Source organism: Caulobacter sp. CCNWLW153 (assembly GCF_036889365.1).
GTDB classification, from domain to species: Bacteria; Pseudomonadota; Alphaproteobacteria; order Caulobacterales; family Caulobacteraceae; genus Caulobacter; species Caulobacter radicis.
Genome location: NZ_JBAKFV010000001.1, coordinates 316,430 through 336,856, shown reverse-complemented (window position 1 = coordinate 336,856; position 20,427 = coordinate 316,430). Strand labels below are relative to the sequence as shown.

The 20,427-nt window shown below is 66.0% G+C and carries 12 protein-coding genes and 1 tRNA gene; 5 read left to right on the top strand and 8 right to left on the bottom strand.

The genetic code is table 11. The features are described from left to right. Positions 1–206 precede the first annotated feature (206 nt). The 5 genes from V6S85_RS01350 to glmU all read right to left on the bottom strand — a co-directional run bounded on the left by V6S85_RS01350 (position 207) and on the right by glmU (position 6,422). On the bottom strand, positions 207–1,586 hold the full coding sequence (locus tag V6S85_RS01350; RefSeq protein ID WP_116487219.1) for a class II 3-deoxy-7-phosphoheptulonate synthase: 1,380 nt from the start codon (positions 1,584–1,586) through the stop codon (positions 207–209). An 83-nt stretch (positions 1,587–1,669) separates the two neighbouring features. Then, a complete protein-coding gene (locus tag V6S85_RS01345; protein WP_334347748.1) occupies positions 1,670–2,917 on the bottom strand; it encodes an O-antigen ligase family protein in 1,248 nt (415 codons plus the stop codon). Beyond that, positions 2,914–4,311, bottom strand: coding sequence for a glutathione-disulfide reductase (gene gor / locus V6S85_RS01340; protein ID WP_116568662.1), 1,398 nt, complete (start codon positions 4,309–4,311; stop codon positions 2,914–2,916). The genes V6S85_RS01345 and gor overlap by 4 nt, the downstream gene beginning before the upstream one ends. Before the next feature lie 51 nt (positions 4,312–4,362). Beyond that, entirely contained in the window at positions 4,363–5,043 is a 681-nt protein-coding gene (gene rpiA, locus V6S85_RS01335) for a ribose-5-phosphate isomerase RpiA (protein ID WP_116568663.1), read from the bottom strand. Then, on the bottom strand, positions 5,040–6,422 hold the full coding sequence (gene glmU / locus V6S85_RS01330; RefSeq protein WP_334347747.1) for a bifunctional UDP-N-acetylglucosamine diphosphorylase/glucosamine-1-phosphate N-acetyltransferase GlmU: 1,383 nt from the start codon (positions 6,420–6,422) through the stop codon (positions 5,040–5,042). Before glmU ends, rpiA begins: the two co-directional genes overlap by 4 nt. A 65-nt stretch (positions 6,423–6,487) precedes the next feature. Here glmU and gph point away from each other — a divergent pair, with 65 nt between their 5' ends. From gph to V6S85_RS01310, 4 genes are all read left to right on the top strand, one after another. Beyond that, on the top strand, positions 6,488–7,201 hold the full coding sequence (gene gph, locus V6S85_RS01325; protein ID WP_334347746.1) for a phosphoglycolate phosphatase: 714 nt from the start codon (positions 6,488–6,490) through the stop codon (positions 7,199–7,201). Between the two features lie 51 nt (positions 7,202–7,252). After that, positions 7,253–7,327: transfer RNA gene (locus V6S85_RS01320), tRNA-Val, on the top strand. Positions 7,328–7,782: 455 nt separating this feature from the next. Further along, complete coding sequence (locus V6S85_RS01315) at positions 7,783–9,585, top strand: IlvD/Edd family dehydratase (protein WP_334348107.1); 1,803 nt, start codon at positions 7,783–7,785, stop codon at positions 9,583–9,585. A 55-nt stretch (positions 9,586–9,640) separates the two neighbouring features. Continuing rightward, a complete protein-coding gene (locus V6S85_RS01310; protein WP_334347745.1) occupies positions 9,641–10,786 on the top strand; it encodes an endo-1,4-beta-xylanase in 1,146 nt (381 codons plus the stop codon). 96 nt (positions 10,787–10,882) lie between these two features. Here V6S85_RS01310 and V6S85_RS01305 read toward each other — a convergent pair whose 3' ends face one another. The 3 genes from V6S85_RS01305 to V6S85_RS01295 all read right to left on the bottom strand — a co-directional run bounded on the left by V6S85_RS01305 (position 10,883) and on the right by V6S85_RS01295 (position 16,799). After that, a complete protein-coding gene (locus tag V6S85_RS01305) occupies positions 10,883–12,322 on the bottom strand; it encodes a GH1 family beta-glucosidase (RefSeq protein ID WP_334347744.1) in 1,440 nt (479 codons plus the stop codon). Positions 12,323–12,431: 109 nt separating this feature from the next. Then, positions 12,432–14,783, bottom strand: coding sequence for a glycoside hydrolase family 3 C-terminal domain-containing protein (locus V6S85_RS01300; protein WP_334347743.1), 2,352 nt, complete (start codon positions 14,781–14,783; stop codon positions 12,432–12,434). A 453-nt stretch (positions 14,784–15,236) separates the two neighbouring features. Further along, positions 15,237–16,799, bottom strand: a complete 1,563-nt coding sequence (locus tag V6S85_RS01295) for a tannase/feruloyl esterase family alpha/beta hydrolase (RefSeq protein ID WP_116568669.1) — start codon at positions 16,797–16,799, stop codon at positions 15,237–15,239. A 268-nt stretch (positions 16,800–17,067) separates the two neighbouring features. Here V6S85_RS01295 and V6S85_RS01290 point away from each other — a divergent pair, with 268 nt between their 5' ends. After that, positions 17,068–20,415 (top strand): AAA family ATPase, encoded by a 3,348-nt coding sequence (locus V6S85_RS01290; protein WP_165828913.1) that lies wholly within the window; start codon positions 17,068–17,070, stop codon positions 20,413–20,415. Positions 20,416–20,427: the final 12 nt, after the last annotated feature.

The following is a 20,427-nucleotide window of genomic DNA, read 5'->3' as shown; positions in this document are numbered from 1 at the left end:
ACTCCCTTCAAACAACCATTGGAGAGCGCCGGGCTAGCGGTCAAGTCGTTGGAAGGTCTTGAGTGTGCATCTGCGAAAAGCAACCTCGCAATTGCGACAAATCTTTTCGCATGCCGTAAGGGCACTATTGAAAGGGCCCCGCGGAACTGATCCACGGGGCCCCTTTCGTCTCGAATCCGAGGTTGACCCTAAGGTCAGCCTGGTAGTCAGCCGTTGGCGACCTTGCGCTGGTGGTCGCGAGCGGACTTCAGCTTCTCGGCCACCAGGAAGGCCAGCTCCAGGGCCTGCTCACCGTTCAGGCGCGGGTCGCAGTGAGTGTGGTAGCGGTCGGCAAGGTCGGTCTCCGACACCGCGCGGGCGCCGCCCAGGCATTCGGTGACGTTCTGGCCGGTCATCTCCAGGTGCACGCCGCCCGGATGGACGCCTTCCGAATGGGCCACTTCCACGAAGCTCTTCACTTCACTGAGGATGCGGTCGAACGGACGGGTCTTGTAGCCGGTCGAGGCCTTCAGCGTGTTGCCGTGCATCGGATCGGTGGCCCAGACCACCGAACGGCCGTCGGCCTTGGTGGCCTTCATCAGGCGCGGCAGGCGGTCGGCGATCTTGTCCGAGCCGAAGCGGCCGTAGAGCGTCAGGCGGCCCGGCTCGTTGTTGGGGTTCAGCACGTCGATCAGGCGCAGGAGGTCGTCGCCCTCCATGGTCGGGCCGCACTTGAGGCCGATCGGGTTCTTCACGCCACGCATGAACTCGATGTGGGCGCCGTCCAGCTGGCGGGTGCGCTCGCCGATCCACAGCAGGTGGGCGCTGGTGTCGTACCAGTCGCCCGAGGTGCTATCGACGCGGGTCATGGCTTCCTCGAAGCCCAGCAGCAGGGCCTCGTGGCTGGTGAAGAACTCGACGCGCTTCAGGTCGGGCTGGGTGTCGGGCGTGACGCCGACGGCCGACATGAAGGTCAGGGCCTCGGAGATCTTTTCCGACAGTTCGCGGTAGCGCGCGCCCTGCGGGCTGTCGCCGACGAAGCCCAGGGTCCAGCGGTGGATGTTGTAGAGATCCGCATAGCCGCCGCTGGCGAAGGCCCGCAGCAGGTTCAGGGTCGCGGCCGACTGTCCGTAGGCCTTGAGCAGACGGTCGGGGTCGGGAACCCGCTCGGCCTCGTTGAAGTCCATGCCGTTGATGATGTCGCCACGATAGGACGGCAGGGTCGTCTCGCCGATGGTCTCGATCGGCTCGGAGCGGGGCTTGGCGAACTGGCCAGCGATGCGGCCAACCTTCACCACCGGCTTGCCGCCGGCGAAGGTCAGCACCACCGCCATCTGCAGGATCAGGCGGAAGGTGTCGCGGATGTTGTCGGCGTGGAATTCCTTGAAGCTCTCGGCGCAGTCGCCGCCCTGCAGCAGGAACGCCCGACCTTCGGCCACATCGCCCAGCAGGCTCTTCAGGCGGCGCGCCTCGCCGGCGAAGACCAGCGGCGGCATCTGACGGAGGGTCTGTTCAACACGCTCGACAGCGGCCGCGTCCGGATAATCGGTCGGCACGTGCTTGGCGGGTTTTGCTCTCCAGGTCGCGGGTGTCCACCGGGCGGTCATGATCTTCTCGAAGGTTCTAAAGGGGAGCGCTCATAGCGCACCCTCGGGGCAAAAGCAAAAATCGTGCGGAGAGCGACCATATTCTAGCCGTTCGGGGAAATTTCAACCAACTCGTTGCTGTATTCGCCGCTCGACAACCGAACCGCGACGCAGGCGACGACGGTCAGGGCGCCCACGGCGATCCACCACTCCTGCCAGACGCCGAAGCTGAGCGCGCCAATGACCAGATAGCTGGTCAAGGCCGCCCCGCTCATCGCCGCCCCGCCGCGATCCGTTTCGGCCGCGCGGGTGACGCCATGGGCCAGCCAGCAGAAGAAGGCGCCGGCCAGGGCCGCGCCCACCGCGCCGAGTTCGAGCCAAAGTTGCAACTGGGCATTGTGGGTGTGCAGAGGGATGGCGTCGCCGAAGGTGCGGCTGGCGTCCAGGCCCCAGCCTCGGAACGGGTGATCCTGGATATGGTCGGCCGCGAAGGCCCAGATGTTCAGCCGCGCATCCCAGGACGCCGGCACCAGTCCGTGGAGCCATCCCCAAACCCCGGCCTGGATCGCCCAGAGCACGGCGATCGGGGCGACCATGAACGGCAGGGCGATCGCCAGGGTCAGGAGACGACCGCCGGCCTTGCCCAGCCCCTTGACCAACAGCCAGACCACAGCCCCGGCCGCCAGGGCGACCAGGCAGGAGTCGGCGCTCGCCAGGACCGAAGCCGTCAGCACGCCGGCCAGCAGCAGCACGACCGCGGCCTGCTTGCCCCGTTGGGCGAGCGCGACCGCCGCGGGCCAGAACATCACGGCCATCACGTAGCAGCCGATGGAAATCTTCACCTTGGCCAGGTCGGGCCGGATCGGATCGCCGCTCAGCACCCGGAACTTCTGGAACAGCGCGGCGCCGGTCAACGCGTCGAGGCCGACCAAGACGGCCAGGGCCAGCACGCCGAACCCCATCACCGTGGCGACCCGATCGGCGCCGCGCGTCGAGAGGCGCAGGGCCGCCGCGGCCGCCGCGCCGTAGAGGGCCAGTTGCAGGAACAGCTTCACGGCCGTCACCTTCTCGACGTCGCCGTAGTCCTTCAGGCTGCCAGGGGGAGGCGCCGCGGGACTCCACGTCATGCTGAAGGCGGCCCAGATCGCGAGCAACAGCAACATCAGGGTCGGCGCGGCCGGGGTCCGCGGACGGCCCATGACCGGCAGGACCAGAAGGCCGGCCAGCGCCATCAGCGGGGCGAAACCCAGCTGAGCCAGGTAACCCAGCAGCGGAGTCATCACGAAGACGAAGACCATGACCCCCGTGAGCCAGGGCGTTCCCCTCTCCGGACCGGCAGATGAGGTGATCATACGCCCCCCACCTCGGCCGGGACGTACTTCTCGCGCATCGTGACCAGTTCCTCGGCCAGCGTCGGGTGCACCGCACAGGTGGAATCCCACTGCGGCTTGGTCACGCCCATCTTCACGGCGATGGCGGCCATCTGGATGATCTCGGGCGCGTCGGGCCCCACCACGTGGACGCCGACGACCTGTTCGTTGTCCTGGCGCACGACCAGCTTCATCAGGCAGCGCTCCTGGCCGCCGTAGAAGGTCAGCTTCATCGGCCGGAACACGGCGCGGTAGATGTCGACCTTGCCGAAGGCATGGCGGGCCTCGGCCTCGCTCATGCCCACCGCGCCGATCGGCGGCTGCGAGAACACCGCCGACGCCACCAGATCGTGGTCGAAGCTGGTCGGATTGCCGTAGAATTCGGTCTGGGCGAAGGCCGCGCCCTCGCGGATCGCCACCGGCGTCAGGTTGATACGGTCGGTGACGTCGCCGACGGCCCAGATGCTGTCGACATTGGTCTTCGAATGGGCGTCGACGGCGATCGCGCCCTTGTCGTCCAGCTTCACCCCGGCGTTCTCGAGGCCCAGCCCCTTGGTGTAGGGGTCGCGGCCGGTGGCGAACAGCACCACGTCGCTCTCGAAGGTCATGCCGTTGTTGAAGGTGCTGACGAGGCCGGCGTCGGTCTTTTCGATCGCCTGGTGCGAGCACCCCAGCACGACCTTGATCCCGCGCTTTTCCATCTCGTCGGCGAGATGGGCGCGCACGTCATCGTCGAAGCCGCGCAGGATGTTGGAGCCGCGGTAGCAGAGCGTGGTCTCGACTCCGAGGCCGGCATAGATGCCGGCGAACTCCACGGCGATGTAGCCGCCGCCGACCACCAGCACGCGCTTGGGCAGAGTCGGCAGGTGGAAGGCCTCGTCCGAGGTGATGCCGTGCTCGGCCCCTTCGAATTCCGGACGCACCGGACGGCCGCCGGTGGCCACCAGGATGCGCTTGGCGGTGTAGCGGCCAGCGTCGCCTTCGGAGCCTTCCTTGGGCAGAACCTCGACGGTGTGGGCGTCGACGATGCGCGCCTTGCCGTGCAACAGGTGGGCGCCGGCCTTGCGCAGGTTGGTGACGTAGATGCCCGACAGGCGCGCGATCTCGACGTCCTTGTCGTGCAGGAAGGTCTTCCAGTCGAAGCTGGCTTCACCGATCGTCCAGCCGTAGCCCTTGGCGGTCTTCAGCTGGCTGGAGACCTCGCTGGCGTAGACCATGAACTTCTTGGGCACGCAGCCGCGCACCACGCAGGTGCCGCCGACCCGGTACTCCTCGGCCACGGCCACCTTGGCGCCCGAGAGGGCCGCCAGCCGCGCGGCGCGCACGCCGCCCGAACCGGCGCCGATGACGAAGAGGTCGAAGTCGTACTCAGCCATCATCGGCTCCGGATCAAAGCGAATTTGCAGCGAAGGGATCGGGATATGGGATCAAGGCTGAAGCTTGACCACCCCTTCATCGGTCCCGATCAGGGCCTCGTCGGCCAGGTCGAGGAACAGGCCGTGGTCGACCACGCCGGTGACGGCCTTCAGCGCGGCGGCCAGCGCCGCCGGGTCGGGGATCGCGCCCGAGGCCATGTCGTAGATCACGTTGCCGCCGTCGGTGGCGACGACGCCGCGGTCGGCCATGCGCAGGCGCGGCGGCGGCAGGTCGAACTCGGCGGCGATGTCGGCGAGCCGGTAACCCGTGTGGGGGTGGCCGAAGCGCACCACCTCGATCGGCAGCGGGAACTTGCCCAGCACCTTCACGTGCTTGGCCGCGTCGGCGATGACGACGCAGCGCTTGGAGGCCTCCCAGACCAGCTTCTCGCGCAGCAGGGCCGCGCCGCCGCCCTTGATCAGGGACAGCCCCGGGCCGATCTCGTCGGCGCCGTCGACGGTCAGGTCGACCGACTTGACGTCGTCCAGCGCCACCAGCGGGATGCCCAGCTCGCGGGCGAGGTTGGCGGTAGCTTCCGAGGTCGGAACGCCGCGGATGTCGAGCTTGCGGGCGGCCAGCGCCTTCACGAACCAGGCGGCGGTCGAACCGGTGCCCAGGCCCACGACCATGCCGGTTTCCACCAGCTGCGCGGCGGCCTCGCCCGAAATCCTCTTCTGGTCGTCGGCGCTCATGCCTTCTTGTCCTTCTTGGCCTGTTTCAGGGCGCGGAACTTGGCCGCCCACCCGGTCTTGAGGGTCTGCGGCGTGCGGCTGAGCGCCAGGTCGCCGGCGGGCACGTCGGCGGTGACCACCGTGCCCGAACCGGTCATCGCCCCGTCGCCGATGCGTACGGGCGCGACCAGGGACGAGTTCGAGCCGATGAAGGCGCCCGCGCCGACATGGGTCTCGAACTTCTCGAAGCCGTCGTAGTTGCAGAAGATCGTGCCGGCGCCGATGTTGGCCTTGGGGCCCACGCTGCCGTCGCCGAGGTAGCTCAGGTGGTTGGCCTTGGCGCCGGCGCCGACCTTGACCTTCTTGACCTCTACGAAGTTGCCGATGTGGGCCTCGGGACCGATCTCGGCCCCGGGGCGCAGGCGGGCATAGGGACCGATCAGGGCGCCCTCCCCGATCGATGCGCCTTCCAGGTGGCTGAAGGCCCTGATCACCGCGCCGGCGGCGACGCTGACGCCCGCGCCGAACACCACGAACGGCTCGACGGTGACGCCGGCGGCGACCTGAGTGTCCCACGACAGATGGACGGTCTCGGGCGCTGGCATGGTCACGCCCTCGGTCATCAGGGCGGCGCGGCGGCCGGCCTGCCAGACGGCCTCGGCGGCGGCCAGCTCGGCCTGGGAGTTGACGCCCTGCACCGCGGCTTCCGGGGCGAAGGTGGCGCGGGTGGCCAGCTTGCGATCATGGGCGATGCCGACGATGTCGGTCAGGTAGTATTCGCCCTTGGCGTTGTCGTTGCCGACCGCGGCCAAGAGGTCGAACAGCTGGGCGCGATCGGCGGCCAGGACGCCCGAATTGCAGTGCTTGAGCGCCAGGACGGCCGGCTCGGCGTCCTTGGCCTCGACGATGCGCAGCAGCACATGCCCCGGGGCCAGCACCAGGCGGCCATAGGCGCCCGGATCGGCGGCCTCGAAGCCGAGCACGGCGACATCGGCGCCGGCGGCCCGCAGGTCGAACAGCGGCGCGATCACCGGCGCGGTCAGCAGCGGGCAGTCGGCATAGGTCACGACCACGTCGCCGTCGAAGTCGGCCAGGGCGCCCTTGGCCGCCAGCACGGCGTGGCCGGTGCCCAGCGGCGGATCCTGCACGACCGTGGCGTCGGGGCCCAGGCGCTTGCGCGCATGCTCGCCGACCTGCGGGCTGTGGGCGCCGACCACCACCACGATACGTGAGCAACCCAGCGCCTGCGCGGCGTCGATGGCGTGGTCGAGCATGGCGCGACCGCCGATGCGGTGCAGCACCTTGGGCGTCGGCGACTTCATGCGCGTGCCCTGGCCGGCGGCCAGAATCACGGCGGCGCGGGGACGGCCCGTATGATGAGCGGGAGCGATCTGCGTCATGATCGGCGCGACTCCGAAGCGAACCAAAGTTGCATTAGCCGCGCCTTTAGCCGAAAGGCCAGGACATGTCTCTTCCGCACGCCCTCAAAGATACGACGATCGCCTTCGACCTCGACGGCACGCTGGTCGACACCGCGCCGGACCTGGTGGGGGCGCTGAACACCATCCTCGCCGAGGAGGGCCTGCCCGCCCTGCCCTTCGACGATGTGCGCAAGATGGTCGGACGCGGCGCCAAGGCGCTGCTGGAGCGCGGCTTCGCCGCCGCCGGCGCGCCGCTGGACGCCGAGCAGGCGCCCAAACTGGTCGAGCGCTTCATCGCCATCTATCTGGGCCGCATCGCCCACGAGAGCGCGCCGTTCGAGGGCGTGGTCGAGGTGCTCGCGGATCTCAAGACCGCCGGCGCGCGCCTGGTGGTCTGCACCAACAAGCTGACCCGCCTGTCGGTGGCCCTGCTGGACGCCGTCGACCTCACCCGATTCTTCGACGCCGTGGTTGGGGCCGACGACGCCCCCGCCCCCAAGCCCGACCCGCGCCACGTGCTGGCGGCCATCGCCGCCGTCGGCGGCGATCCGGCCCGCGCGGTCATGGTCGGCGACAGCATCAACGACGTGCTCAGCGCCAAGGCCGCCGGGGTTCCCGCGCTGCTGGTCTCGTTCGGCTATACCGAGGCCCCGGTCGAGACGCTCGGCGGAGATCTGTTGATAGATCGCTTTTCCGAGGTCCCGGAGGCCGCAATCTCGCTTTTGGCCTCTTGCGGCGCGGAAAAGAGCGGTCTATAGCCCCCTTCCTCTCGCGGCGGGGACTTCTTCGGAAGGCCTAGCCCACACGGCGGATGCTTAGCTCAGCGGGAGAGCACCTCGTTCACACCGAGGGGGTCACAGGTTCAATCCCTGTCGCATCCACCACTCAAAACTCTCTGCGATATCAACGACTTACCGCGCGACACTCGGCTGGTGCGCCTCCATTTTTGGCGCTCCTTCCTCGCCACTTTACAGAAACTTTACAGAAACTCCCACTTCAGGGCCGAGCTGGCTTCCCTAGGGGCCACCATTCACGCTGCTCGGCGCATGCGCTCATCGACAGCTAAAAATGACGATCAAGCACGCTCGCCCACTGCACAGCTGCGAGAACTGCAGTAGCGTGGAATAAACAGTCCGTCCTGACTTTTACGTCGACTTGCAGCGGTGGCCGGTTTATTTTCGCGCCGGAAAACTGACGGTCTTTGGGCTTCCGCGCCCAGGAAGCGGGCCGCTTAGCGACGGGACGCCAAGGTTGTCGCGGCTTCCTGACGGCAAGCCGGAAGATCGTCACGTCGCAGGGTGCAGGCGCATCAGATGATAGCCGGGGCCAGAACCCAAGGCTGCAGGGGGTTTCGTTGACTAGAAAGGCGTTTCGGTCGCAGCAATGGTTCAATGATCTGAAGAACCCGGACAACACCTCGCTCTATTTGGGGTGGTTCATGAATTACGGCATTTCCCTTGAGGAGCTGCGATCGGGCAAACCGATCATCGGCATCGCTCAGACCGGTTCCGATCTTTCGCCCTGCAACCGTCATCACATGGTCCTTGCCGACCGCGTGCGTTCGGGGATCATCGAGGCGGGCGGCATACCGTTCGAATTTCCCGTCCATCCGATCCAGGAAACTGCCAAGCGGCCGACCGCCGGGCTAGACCGCAACCTGGCCTATCTTGGCTTGGTCGAGGTTCTGCTGGGCTACCCGATCGACGGGGTGGTGCTGACGATCGGCTGCGACAAGACAACGCCCGCCTGCCTGATGGCCGCCGCGACGATGAACATTCCGGCCATCGCCCTATCCGTAGGTCCGATGCTGAACGGTTGGCACGAAGGCCAACGCACTGGGTCGGGCACGATCGCATGGAAAGCCCGCGAACTGCTCGCGGCCGGCGAGATCGACGAGGAGGGGTTTATCAAGCTGGTTGCCAGCTCGGCGCCGTCCACCGGTTATTGCAACACCATGGGCACAGCCACGACGATGAATTCGCTGACCGAGGCCCTGGGCATGTCGCTCCCTGGTTCGGCGGCGATCCCCGCGCCTCATCGCGATCGGGCCGAATGCGCCTGGCGGACCGGCAAAGCGATCGTTGAGATGGTCCACGCCGATCGCAAGCCGTCCGACATTCTCACGCGGGACGCCTTCCTCAATGCCATCGTGGTCAATTCGTCGATTGGCGGATCGAGCAATGCGCCGATCCATCTGATCGCGCTGGCGCGACACATGGGTGTGGACCTGACGCTGGAGGATTGGCAGACGTTCGGGCGCGACGTGCCACTAATGGTCAACCTGCAGCCGGCGGGCCAGTATCTGGGCGAGGACTACTTCCGGGCCGGCGGCGTGCCGGCCGTCGCTGGTGAGCTCCTACGGGCCGGCCTGCTGCGCGGCGGCGCACTGACCGCGAACGGACGGACCCTGGAGGACAACTGCCTGGACGCCAGGATCCTGGATGAGGACGTGATCCGCCCTTTCGACCGCCCCTTGAAGTCCGCGGCCGGCTTCTCGGTTTTGAAGGGAAACCTCTTCGACTCTGCGATAATGAAACTGAGCGTGATCAGCGACGACTTCAGGGCGCGCTACCTTAGCGATCCTGAGGATCCGGAAGCCTTCGAGGGTCCGGTCGCCGTTTTTGACGGACCCGAACACTACCATCGTGTGATTGACGACCCTTCCCTAGGAATCGATGAGCGCACCATCCTGGTCATGCGCGGAACCGGCCCCCTTGGGTATCCTGGCGCGGCGGAGGTGGTGAACATGCGACCGCCAGCCTATCTTCTGGAACGCGGGATCAGATCCCTTCCCTGCGTCGGCGACGGCCGCCAGTCGGGGACGTCCGGCTCGCCCTCGATCCTCAACGCCTCGCCCGAAGCCGCGGCCGGCGGCGGTCTTGCCCTGCTTCGCACGGGCGATCGCGTCAGGATCGATCTTAGATGTGGATCGGCGAACGCCCTGGTGCCGGAAGAGGAATGGGCGGCTCGCCGCCTGGAGCTGGACATGAGCGGCGGATATGTTTCGCCCGCCAGCCAAAGCCCGTGGCAAGAGCTGCAGCGGGCCTGGATCGGCCAATTGCAGACCGGCGCGGTGCTCGAGCCGGCCATTAAGCACCAACGTCTGGCACAGACCGTCGGCGTGCCACGGCACAATCACTAAGCGATGGGCGAAAACCTCGGGCGCCATCTCGAGTGGAAGGTTGTGGATAGATCAGATGCTCAATCGCCTTCCTGCTTCGCTTTACACAACCTGGCCCGCCAGCGCGTCCGAGCGTCAGGGTGCGGATCAGCTCTCGATGGTCGCGACCCGCGCCCCGCAAAGTTCGGCTGGCCCACTGAGCCGGCGCGGCGTGCTGGCGTGCGCCGCGGCGCTGACAGCCACCCCTGGTTGGTCTCAGGAGCAGATCGCCCTCAAGAAGGCGGCGTTTCCGATCGGAGCTTGCGTCCAGGCCCTGCACCTGGACGATCAGGCTCTTGTCGACCTGCTACAGCGTCAGGTCAGCCAAATCACTGCCGAATGGCAGATGAACATGGAGTATGTGATCGGTGCCGACGGGGGCTTCCAGTTCGACGCGCCTGATCGGATCGCCGCCTTTGCTCAGGCCAACGCGATGAGATTGTTTGGTCATACCCTCGTCTGGTACGCCCAGGCCCACCCGGCTTTTGAGACGCTCGACGAAACCCGCATCGGATTTGGCGACGCCTACCGAAACTACATTCTGGCGGTCGTCGGTCGATATCGGGGACGGATGTCTGGCTGGAATGTGGTCAACGAGCCCGTCACCGAGATGGGAGACGGCCTGCGCGAAAGCCTCTGGTCGCGACGCCTAGGACAGTTGGAGCACATGTCCCTGGCTTTTAACACAGCGCGCGAAGCTGACCCGACCGCCGCGCTATTTATCAACGACTATAATCTCGAATATTTCCCGGCTAAGCGCGCCACGTTCCTTAGACTAGCCGAGCGGCTTCTGGCGTCAGGAGCGCCTCTCACTGGCCTGGGAACTCAAATGCATCTGGCCGCTGATCTTCCACGTGGCAGCGTCTCCGAGATGATGCGCGATCTGGCCAGCCTTGGCCTGCCCATCCATGTTTCCGAGCTGGATATCTCCCTGGTCCGCGCAGACAACAAAGCGCTCGGCCGCCAGGAGCTTCAACGGCGCCAGTCGGCCCTCTATGGGGAGGTCGCCGAAGCCTTTGCGCGCCTGCGGCCAAACCAGCGGTTTGCTTTCACCTTCTGGGGCCTTCGCGATCGAGACTCCTGGCTCAGAAAGGAGAACGCAACCGACACGCCCTCTCCCTTTGACGACCTGGGCCGCGCAAAGCCTGGGGCTGTCGCGATCGCCGGCGCCTTTGGAATTTGATCGTCCAGCCGAGCGACGGCTGGACGATCAGCGGCGGTGCCTGCGGTCAATCGTTTCCGGAGGCCACCATCATTCTTTGCGCCGCGAGGCTCGCTGTTAGGCCAAGGCGTTGGACCGGATGACGTCGGCATACCAGCGGGCGCTAAGCTTTGGCGTCCTCTTGAGCGTTTTGTAGTCCGTGTGATGGATGCCAAACCGCTTGGAATATCCTTCACCCCACTCGAAGTTGTCCATCAGGCTCCAGAGGAAGTAGCCCTTCACGGGGAAGCCTTCCGCGCAGGCCCGCTGCAGATGGCTCAGATAGTTGCGCAGATACATGAGCCGGTCAGTGTCGTTGACTTGGCCAGCAATCATCATGTCGTCGCCCGCGCATCCGTTCTCGGTGATGTAGAGGGCCTTGGGTTTCCACAGCTCTGAAACCAGCCTGGGCCCCCAGTAGAGGCTCTCTGGCATCACCACGAGCCAAGGCAGCACCATGCGGGGGTGCGAGCGCTGCGGCAGCAAGTATTTGAAGCCGGCCGGTCCGTCGGAAGCTTCTACGTAGCCGCCCGTGTAGATGTTGGTCCCGACGAAATCGAGCGCACCGCCAATGGCCGCCATGTCGCCGGCTTCGATCCTCGGAGCCTCAGCGCCCAGGCTCTTGAGATACTTGTCGGTGTAACGCCCTTCGAGGACGGCGGTCAGATAGCCCGCGTTCAGTTCACGCATCGCCGTCCGCGCCGCAGCGATATTCTCCGGCGTTTCGACGGCTGGAATGGGCACGGCGGGGTTTTCGGCCAGACCTACCTGGACACGGCGTCGGGCGCTCGCCCGGATGGCCTGCACCCCCAAGCCGTGGGCGAGCAAGGCGTGGTGTCGGACTTGATTGACATCCGCTGCCGGCAGTTTCAGCCCTGGCGCATGGTCTCCGCCAGCATAGCCGTTATCGACGAACGTCTTCATTTCGTTGAGCGTCATGAAGCGCTCGACGCGGTCGGAGAGTTTGTCGGCCATGAAGCCGGCATAGTCGGCGAAGGCCTTGGCCGTGTCGCGCGCCCGCCACCCGTCTGGCAAAGCCGTCGGCAGATCCCAATGAAACAGCGTCGCGTACGGCTCAATACCTTTGGCCAGAAGCCCATCGACGAGCCGGTCATAATAAGCGACCCCCTTGGGGTTGGGCTGCCCGCGACCTTCGGGAAAGATGCGCGGCCAGGCCACCGAGAAGCGATAGGCCTTGGCGCCCAGGTCCTTCAGCAACCCGATGTCGTCACCAAACCGGTGATAGCTGTCGCAGGCGACATCGCCAGTCGCCCCGCCTTGGGTCTTGCCGGGCGTGTGCGAGAAGACGTCCCAGATCGATTGCCCACGGCCATCTTCGTTCACCGCCCCTTCGACCTGGTAGGCCGCGGTCGCGCAGCCCCATGCGAAACCCGACGGAAACCCCCTCGCTCTTGGCTTGGGCGCCGCTGAGACGGGTCCAGCGGCTAGACCTCCAGCCGCCGCCCCGGCCACGCCGCCGACGATCCCGCCGAGGCCCCTCCGCGTCAGTCCGGTCATGATCTTGTCCTCTCTTATCCGTTGTGCATGCGACGCGCGCCTGCTCTCACGCTTGTGGAATGGGAACGTGTGTCGCCAAGGCGAGCACCGCTGGCGGGCTAGTCCTCGTTCAAGGTCGGACGTCGGCGGGGCCCTGGACGAACGATGATGCTGGCAGGTCCACATTCACCGACTGGATGGGATCAGAGGCCGACGACGCCAACGTGACCTGGTAGCCGCCGCCGGTGATCCGCCACGTGCGGCCTTCGACATCGAAAGTGGCCAGCAGGCGCGGATCGATCGGGACCGTGACGGCGCGCTTTTCCCCTGGCTTCAGATCAACCTTGCTGAAGCCGCCCAGGCGCCGCGGCGCTTCCCAACCCTGCCCCGCCACATAGATCTGCACCACGGCCTTGCCGCGGACCGGCCCTGTATTCCTCACGACGACGCGCGCCTGGAGACCCCTGCCCTCAGCCTTGACGGTCAGGCCGCCCATGTCGAAGCTTGTGTAGGAGAGCCCGTACCCGAACGGAAACAGGGGCTTGGCGCCTGTCTTGTCGAACCATTTATATCCAACCGCGGCCCCGTCGACGTCGTAGTTGCTGGTGGGATGGCCGTTGGGATCCATGGTTCCCAACCCTTCAATCGCCGGGCGCGGCAGCTGCCCGGTGGCCGCGGGGAAGGTGACCGGCAAGCGGCCCGAGGGGTTGACCTGCCCGGTCAGGATCCGAGCGATGGCTTCACCGCCGGAGGTGCCCGGATACCAGGCCTCTAGGACCGCTCCGACCTTGGGCAACCAAGGCATGATCACCGGCCCGCCGGTCTGAAGCACAACGACGCTGTTCTTGTTTGCGTCGGCGACCGCAGCGATCAGGGCGTTCTGCTCGCCCGGCAGATCAAGATTACGCGCGTCAGCCGACTCCCCGAGCCACTGCTCGGCGAAAACGATCACGACGTCGGCCCTGGCGGCCGCTGCGGCGGCCGCTTGAACGTCTTTGCCGTCGAGATAGGTGACCGTCGCGCTCGTCCGCGCCTGCAGCGCCTTCATCGGCGATGAGGGATGGTAGACCTTGGGCCCTGGAAAGCCACTGGGCCCCTCGTTCGGCACGATCATCCCGTTGGTCGGGCTACCGTGGGCATAGACCTGGCTTGAGCCGCCGCCGGACAGAACGCCAATGTCCGCATGGTTTCCAACGATCAGGATGGATCTCGACCGCTTGGAGAGCGGCAGCAGGCCGGCGGTGTTCTTGAGAAGGACAATCCCCTCCTCGGCGGCCGCCTGCGTCACGGCCGCGTGGACGCCGTAGTCAATCGTTGCAGAGGCGTCGCCGTTGACCCGTTTGTCGAATAGCCCCGCAGCGAACATGGCCCTCAGGATGCGCCGCGCCATGTCGTCGGCGCGCGCCTCGCTGACATAGCCGTTGTTCACCGCCTCCCGGAGGGCGTCGGCGAAATAGGGCGATCGATCGAACGGCCATCCCGACTGTTGGTCCAACCCCGCATTGGCCGCCTGGGTGGTGGAGTGCGTGGCGCCCCAATCGCTCATGACGTAGCCCTTGAAGCCCCAGTCACGCTTGAGCACCTGGTTGAGCAGCCAATCGTTCTCGCAGGCGTAGAAGCCGTTGACGCGATTGTAGGCGCACATCACCGACCCTGGTTGACCCACCTCGTGCGCGATCTCGAAGGCCAGCAGGTCTGATTGTCGGGCCGCTTGTTCGTCGATCTTGTGGTCGATCGTCGTGCGCCGGGTTTCCTGCCCATTGAACGCGAAATGCTTCATCGTCGAGATGACGTTTTGGGACTGAACGCCCTTGATCTGGTTGCCGGCGATCATGCCGGCCAGCAAGGGATCCTCCCCGGCATATTCGAAATTGCGACCGTTCCGCGGTTCGCGCACGAGGTTCAGGGCGCCTGCCAGCAGCACATTGAACCCCGACAGGAAGGCCTCGTTGCCGATCATGGCGCCGCCTTTGCGGGCAAGCTCGGGATTCCATGTCGACGCCACCGCCATTCCGGAGGGCAGCGAAGTCCTCAAGCGGGGCGTCTTTGATTGCTGGCTCGCCACGCCCATGCCCGCGTCGCTCAGCCATTGATTTGGAACGCCCAGACGCGGAACTCCGGGCACGAACCCAGCGGACGCCGGGAGGCCCTCCTTGGGCAGTTCGAAGTTTTTGACCCCGGAAGCCGGCTTGTCGGATTGGGTCGAAAAATAGCCGAATGTGAGCTGCAGCTTTTCGTGCAGCGTCATTTTCGCAAGCACCAGATCGGCGCGCTCGTCCGGCGACAGACGCGCGTCATCCCACGCACGGGGGAGCGGCGCCTTGGCCGCGGCCGGCGACGCCGAGCCTGGCGGTGGGGCGACCTGGGCCACGGCTTGAGAGCAAAACGCGCCGCCTTGGCTGACCACCAGACCGGCGGTCAGAAGCAAAACCTGGCCCAAGGCGCGAGGGGCGGATGTCTTGAAGAGGGGCGTCTTGGGCATGCAAATCACCAAAATTGGCGGGGTTGGCGTGATCGACCGTCGGCGCCTGCAGCGAACGGATCTAAACGTAAGGCGGCGATGTTGATCGGCGCTTTTCCCCCATCCGCTTGGGGCGGCGGGGAGCCCCGCATGAGCGTGATGCCCCCCTCCCCGGCTGAAAGACATTGGCGGGGATCACAGTCATTTACAACTAAACAGTCGTACATGTTTGTTGATGGTTCGGAACGGACAGTGGCGACCCGAGGACGGGGGATTGAGGTGTTGCCGGCCCACGGCGACGCAAGGCCGCCGCAGGTTTGTCTGCAAAAAGGTCCGCAGGGCGAAACGCTCCGGCTCCGCCAACTCGTTCAAGCCTTCCTGCGATATCCGCACGCCGCCGCAACGCGGCATCGACGGCGCGCCTGCCTTGAGGCGCCGCCATGCCGGCCTGACGGGCCAACATGGCGACTGCCGTTACTTCGACGCCACGCAGCGGAAGTTGGCCGCCTCGTCGGTGGAACCCTTGCCATTCCAGCGCGCGACGGCGGGCCAGGCGCACAAGGGTCGCGTCCGAAGGGTCTTGGTGGGCTGCCCCATGAACGCTGCGTTGAAGTCCTCCGGCTTAGACGCGAGGATCCGTTCTGGCGGCTTGTTGTCTTGAGCCCATGTGTCGAGAGCGCCGAGCCAGTCGACCAGGCTGGGACCGGGGCCTTTGGCGCAGTGAGCCATTCCTGGCACCATGAACAGGCGGACCTGGTCAGCCTTGGCGCCAGCTTTCGACCGCACGGCGTTGTAGTAGTTGATGGTGTTGCCGGGGGGCAGAGCCGCGTCGGCCCAGCCATGATAGATCAGAAGCTTACCGCCGCGCTTGAGGAACGGGCGAATGTCAGGATTGTCGGAATCGACGATCGAACCGACACGGTTGACCGCCTCAGCGTAGTCACGCTCGAGATCGAAGCGGTCGATCGACCAAGTTTCGTCGCCATAGACCATCCAGCGGAAGAACTCCGGGGACATCTGGCGATGCACCGCCTTGGGGCCGGTGATCCAGCCCTCCCACTCCACGGTCTCCCCGCCGACCGCCAGTCCAGTCGAGATTTGGCGGCCATCGCGCGTCCGCGGTCCCTGGTAGAGAGCTCTCAACGCCTTGACCTCGGCGCCGCTCAGGCAATCGCTGGTCGCATTGGCCTTGCACTGAAGCTCTTTTGGATCGAACCGACAGGCGAGCGGGTTCTCCAGGACCCCGTCCTGCACGCCGTCGAGCTTGTCGCATCGCGCCATGACCGCGTCATTGACCAGTTTCAGCTTCGCGGGCGAAAAATTCACCGCGGGCGGCCCGTCCTGGGCGCGTATGTTCCACGGCATCGCGGTAAAATCGCGCGTCCAGGGAGCTGCCGGGGCGCCAGCAACGATGGCGTCGTAGTCTTCAGGATAGCGCCACGCCTCCATAAGCGCGTCGCGGCCCCCGTTAGAGCAGCCCTGGAAGTACGCGCGCTCGGCAGGCTTGGCGTAATAAGCGGCGATGAGCGCTTTGGAGAACTGGGCGGTGACGTGGTTGCCGCGATGGGCCCAGTCCACGAGCTTTTCAGGTTGCTTGTACGCCCACTTCGCCGAGTCCCCTGCGGGATGGCCCACATTGGTCGTCGCCGCGGCATAGCCTTTGGCGACGATCGGATTGAGGGTCAGCGCGGCGATCTCGAGGCCGCCGCTGAACCCGCCGCCGCCCGTGCCGACGAACTTGCCATTCCAGGTTTCGGGCAGCCAGACTTCAACGTCGATTTCGGACTGCGGAACCGGCGAGATCCGCGCCTTTACACGGCAGAACGCCGCCTTGGCGGGCGGAATTGGAAAGAGCGCCGCAGCTCCCGCCAAGCTCAATTTCTGCCCCGAGGCCATTCGCTCGGCAGAAACCACCGTCCCCCCGCCAACTTTCTGGCCCACGAGGCTTTCACAGGTCCCCGCGTGCGCTTGGGTCAACGGAGCGAGCGCGGCCATGGCCGTCAGCGCGCCGAACGCGAGGTATATCCTCCTGGTCATTATCGCCTTCCCTTAAAATCACGATCGCCAAGCTTTTCAGCCTTTTGGCGCGGCCGCCGAACAGCGAAGGTCGCGCCCGTATTGATGGCGATGTTTCTTTTCGGGAGCGCAGTATGTTACGGTTAGGCGTGGTTCGGGGATAGCCGCTCCCTGGGGCGATGCCAAACGCCAGACTGCTTCAACATCGCGAGATAAGACGATGGCATCAACGGGCGAGAGCCTCAGCTCGATCGGAGCAGGCCCGCCTGCGGAGGAAGTACGGGCTCAGATGGAGCGCGTCCTGACCAGCGCCGCCTTCGTCAGAGCGCCGCGTATGCGCCGCTTTCTAACTTTCCTGGTCGAAGAGACGTTGGCGGGCCGCGGCGCGCGCCTTAAGGAATACACCATCGCCACCGAGGTCTTCGGCAAGGCCAGTGATTTCCAACCGGGTGAGAGCGCGGTCGTTCGGGTCGAGGCCGGACGCCTCCGACGGCTTCTCGTACAGTATATCGCCGATCATGCAGGCGACCCCCTCCAAATCCACGTCGTCAAGGGATCCTATGTCCCTAGCTTTCATCGCAGCGGCGAACTTTCTGGACACGCCGCCTCGCCCGCCCGCGCCGCGGCCGATACCCGACATGCTCTAAGCCAGGCGTGGCCCGCGCAGGAAAGACGCATGGTCACGGCCTTGTCCTGCGGGTTCACCGACACGACGGGGCAGTTGGCCATGAGCGATGCGCTGCTCGACGCCTTGGACACGCTTCACTCCCGCTGCGCCGAGATCGGCAATCGGCATGGCGGCCAGGTCGAGGCAAGCGCCGGCGACCGCCTGATGGTGTATTTCGGCTGGCCATTTGCTTTGGACGATGGTCCAGCCAGGGCGCTTTCAGCAGCGCTGGAGATGATCGCCCAGGTGCGGACCAGCGCCCAGACCCTGGCGCTGTCATGCAGGATTGGCGTGGCGACGAGCGAGGTGATCACCCGCGGGCCGACCACGGCCGGGACCTCGCTTCGCGCCGCGGTGATTGGAGAGGCGCCGGCCCGCGCCACGCGTCTGCAGCTTCACGCGCCCCCAAGCGCGATCTTGGTGGCCGAATCGACGCGCCGCATGACTGGGGCGGCCTTCCAGTTCCTTTCGGCCGGAGAACTGGATCCGGACTCCGGCGGCGGTTTGGCCTGGCGCCTTTTGGCGGCGCGGCCCAACACCACCCGCTTCCAGGCCCTTCATGCGGGACTACGCAGCGATCTGGTGGGCCGAGCCGAAGAGCGCGCCTTGCTGATGAGCCGTTGGCGTCTCGCGCAAGCTGGCGAGGGCCAGGCTTTGATGCTGGTGGGCGAAGCTGGCATGGGCAAGTCGCGGCTGGCGGAGTCCGTGCTGGCGGCCGTGGGTCGCGACGGGGTGCGCCTTCGCACGCAGTGCTCCCCTCAGCATGGCAACAGTACGCTTTATCCGATCCTGCAGCTCCTACGCACGCGCCTGGGGCTGACGAAGGACAGCCGAGACGTGGAAGCCGCGGTGGGCCGCGTGCTCAAACGGTCTGGGTCTACGGAGGAGTTGGACCAAGGTCTGCTAGCCGAACTTCTGGGCGCAGCCGAAGCCGATCCGGTCGACATGAGCGCAAGCGCGCGTAAGGCGCTGACACTCAAGCTTCTGCGCCGCCTGTTGCTCGGCCTTTCCGGGGCCCGTCCGATCGTGCTGCTTGTCGAAGATGTTCATTGGGCCGATCCCACCACTTTGGAGTTCCTCCGCGACCTGGTGGAGGCGGCCGCCTCCGCGCCGCTGCTGGTGATCATGACAAGCCGCCCGGAGAACGTTCCTAACTTTCCGCTGCAGACTAATGTGACCGCCATTCGGTTGGCGCGACTGCCGCGCGGCGACTGCGCCGCCTTGTTGCATGGGATGCCGGACGCAGAGCAACTTTCAGAACCTTGTCGGGCGCTCATTCTGGAACGCGCCGAGGGCGTTCCCCTTTATGTCGAAGAACTCGCCAAGCTCATGCTGGCGACCCACGCATTGGACCCCTGGCGCGCGGCGGTGCCCGAGAGCCTCAGCGAGCTGCTCGCGACACAGCTTGACCGACTTGGCGCCAGTCGCGCCATCGCTCAGATGGCGGCCGCCCTAGGTCGCACCTTTTCTTGGGCCATGCTCGCGCAGATCGCCGGCGGCGCGGGCGCGGGCGCGGACCTGGACGCGGCCCTGGACCAGCTTCTGGCCGCAGGCGTGCTGGTCCGCGACCGTGGCGACAGTTCCCAGGGCTTTGCATTCCGTCACGCTCTGCTCCGGGACGCCGCTTACAGATCGCTCCACGAGCCGACCCGCCGAGCCCTGCACGCCAAAATCGGTGACGCGCTCGTTGAAGCCTTCCCCGACGTCGCGGCGGACCAGCCTGAGTTGGTGGCGCACCACTTGATGGAGGCCGGCCGGGCGGGCGAGTCGATCCCATTCTGGATCGACGCTGGGGGAAGGGCCGCGGCGCGCTATGCGCTGACCGAGGGCATCGCCCATCTCAGAATGGCGCGAGAGGCTCTGGCTTCGCTGGACGGAGAGGACAATCGCGAGCGCGAGCTCTCAATCCTGCTCCAACTGGCGCTCCTGATTAGGAGCGCTCGGGGCTACAGCGATCTTGAGCTGCTGAGCATCTACGAGCGCGCCGAGCACTTGGCGCTGGACCTTGGCAAGCCAAACAAGCGCCTTGAGGCGACGTATGGGCTGTGGACCCAGGCGGCGGGCCGTGGCCATTGGCGCCGGGCGCGCGCGCTCGCCGAAGCGTTCGGTCAACAGGTTGACGCTCTCGAAGGCGACACGCAGCTAAGGATCGAGACCCTCCGCCTGATGGGCGCATGCGACGCCTTCGCGGGTGATTTTCGCACAGCCCGCGAGCGGCATTTGAAGGCGTTCGAGCTCTACGATCCGCCCGGTCATGGTCCCCGGTTTGGATTTGATCCCGGCGCCACAGTCGCAGCGTATCTGTCATGGATGCACTGGCTGCTGGGCGAACCCGAGGTGGCCAGGGCCTACGGCCAGAAAGCTCTGGCGGCCGCGCTGGCCCAAGCGCACCCGCCCACAGTCGCGTTCGTATTGTGTTGGCTGATCTTCCACGCCGTCTGCGACGAAGACGTCGAGGCGGTCGCTCGCCTAAACGCCCAGCTCCAGCCCCTGTGCGAGGAACGCGAATGCCGCTACTGGCAGCCCTTCGGATCGGCCTGCGCGGAGTGGGCGTCGTTCACGCAAGACGGTCTGCCCCGTCATCTTGATCGTTTGCTTGAACAGGCGGACGCCTTTGGCGAGCACTATCTGAAGTCTTGCCTGCTGCTCTTGGGCGCAGACATGTGCCTTTCGCTGGGTCGAGCCGAGCACGGACTGGACCTGGTGGACAGGGCTTCGGCGTTCATCGCCGAGCACGACGAACGGGTCTGGGAAGCCGAGGCCGCGCGGATGCGCGCCGAACTGCTTATGCTGGATCCGGCCGCCGACGTCAGCGAGGTCGCAGCTCTGCTCAAGATCGCTGGCGACTTGGCCGCAAGACAACATGCGATCGCGCTGACCCGACGCACCGAGCAGTCGCTTGATCGTCTCGTCCGACGCCATCGCGCGGACGGCCCGTCCCCGGCCGCCAAGGTGATGTTGAACGCCTAACCCCAAAAAGAG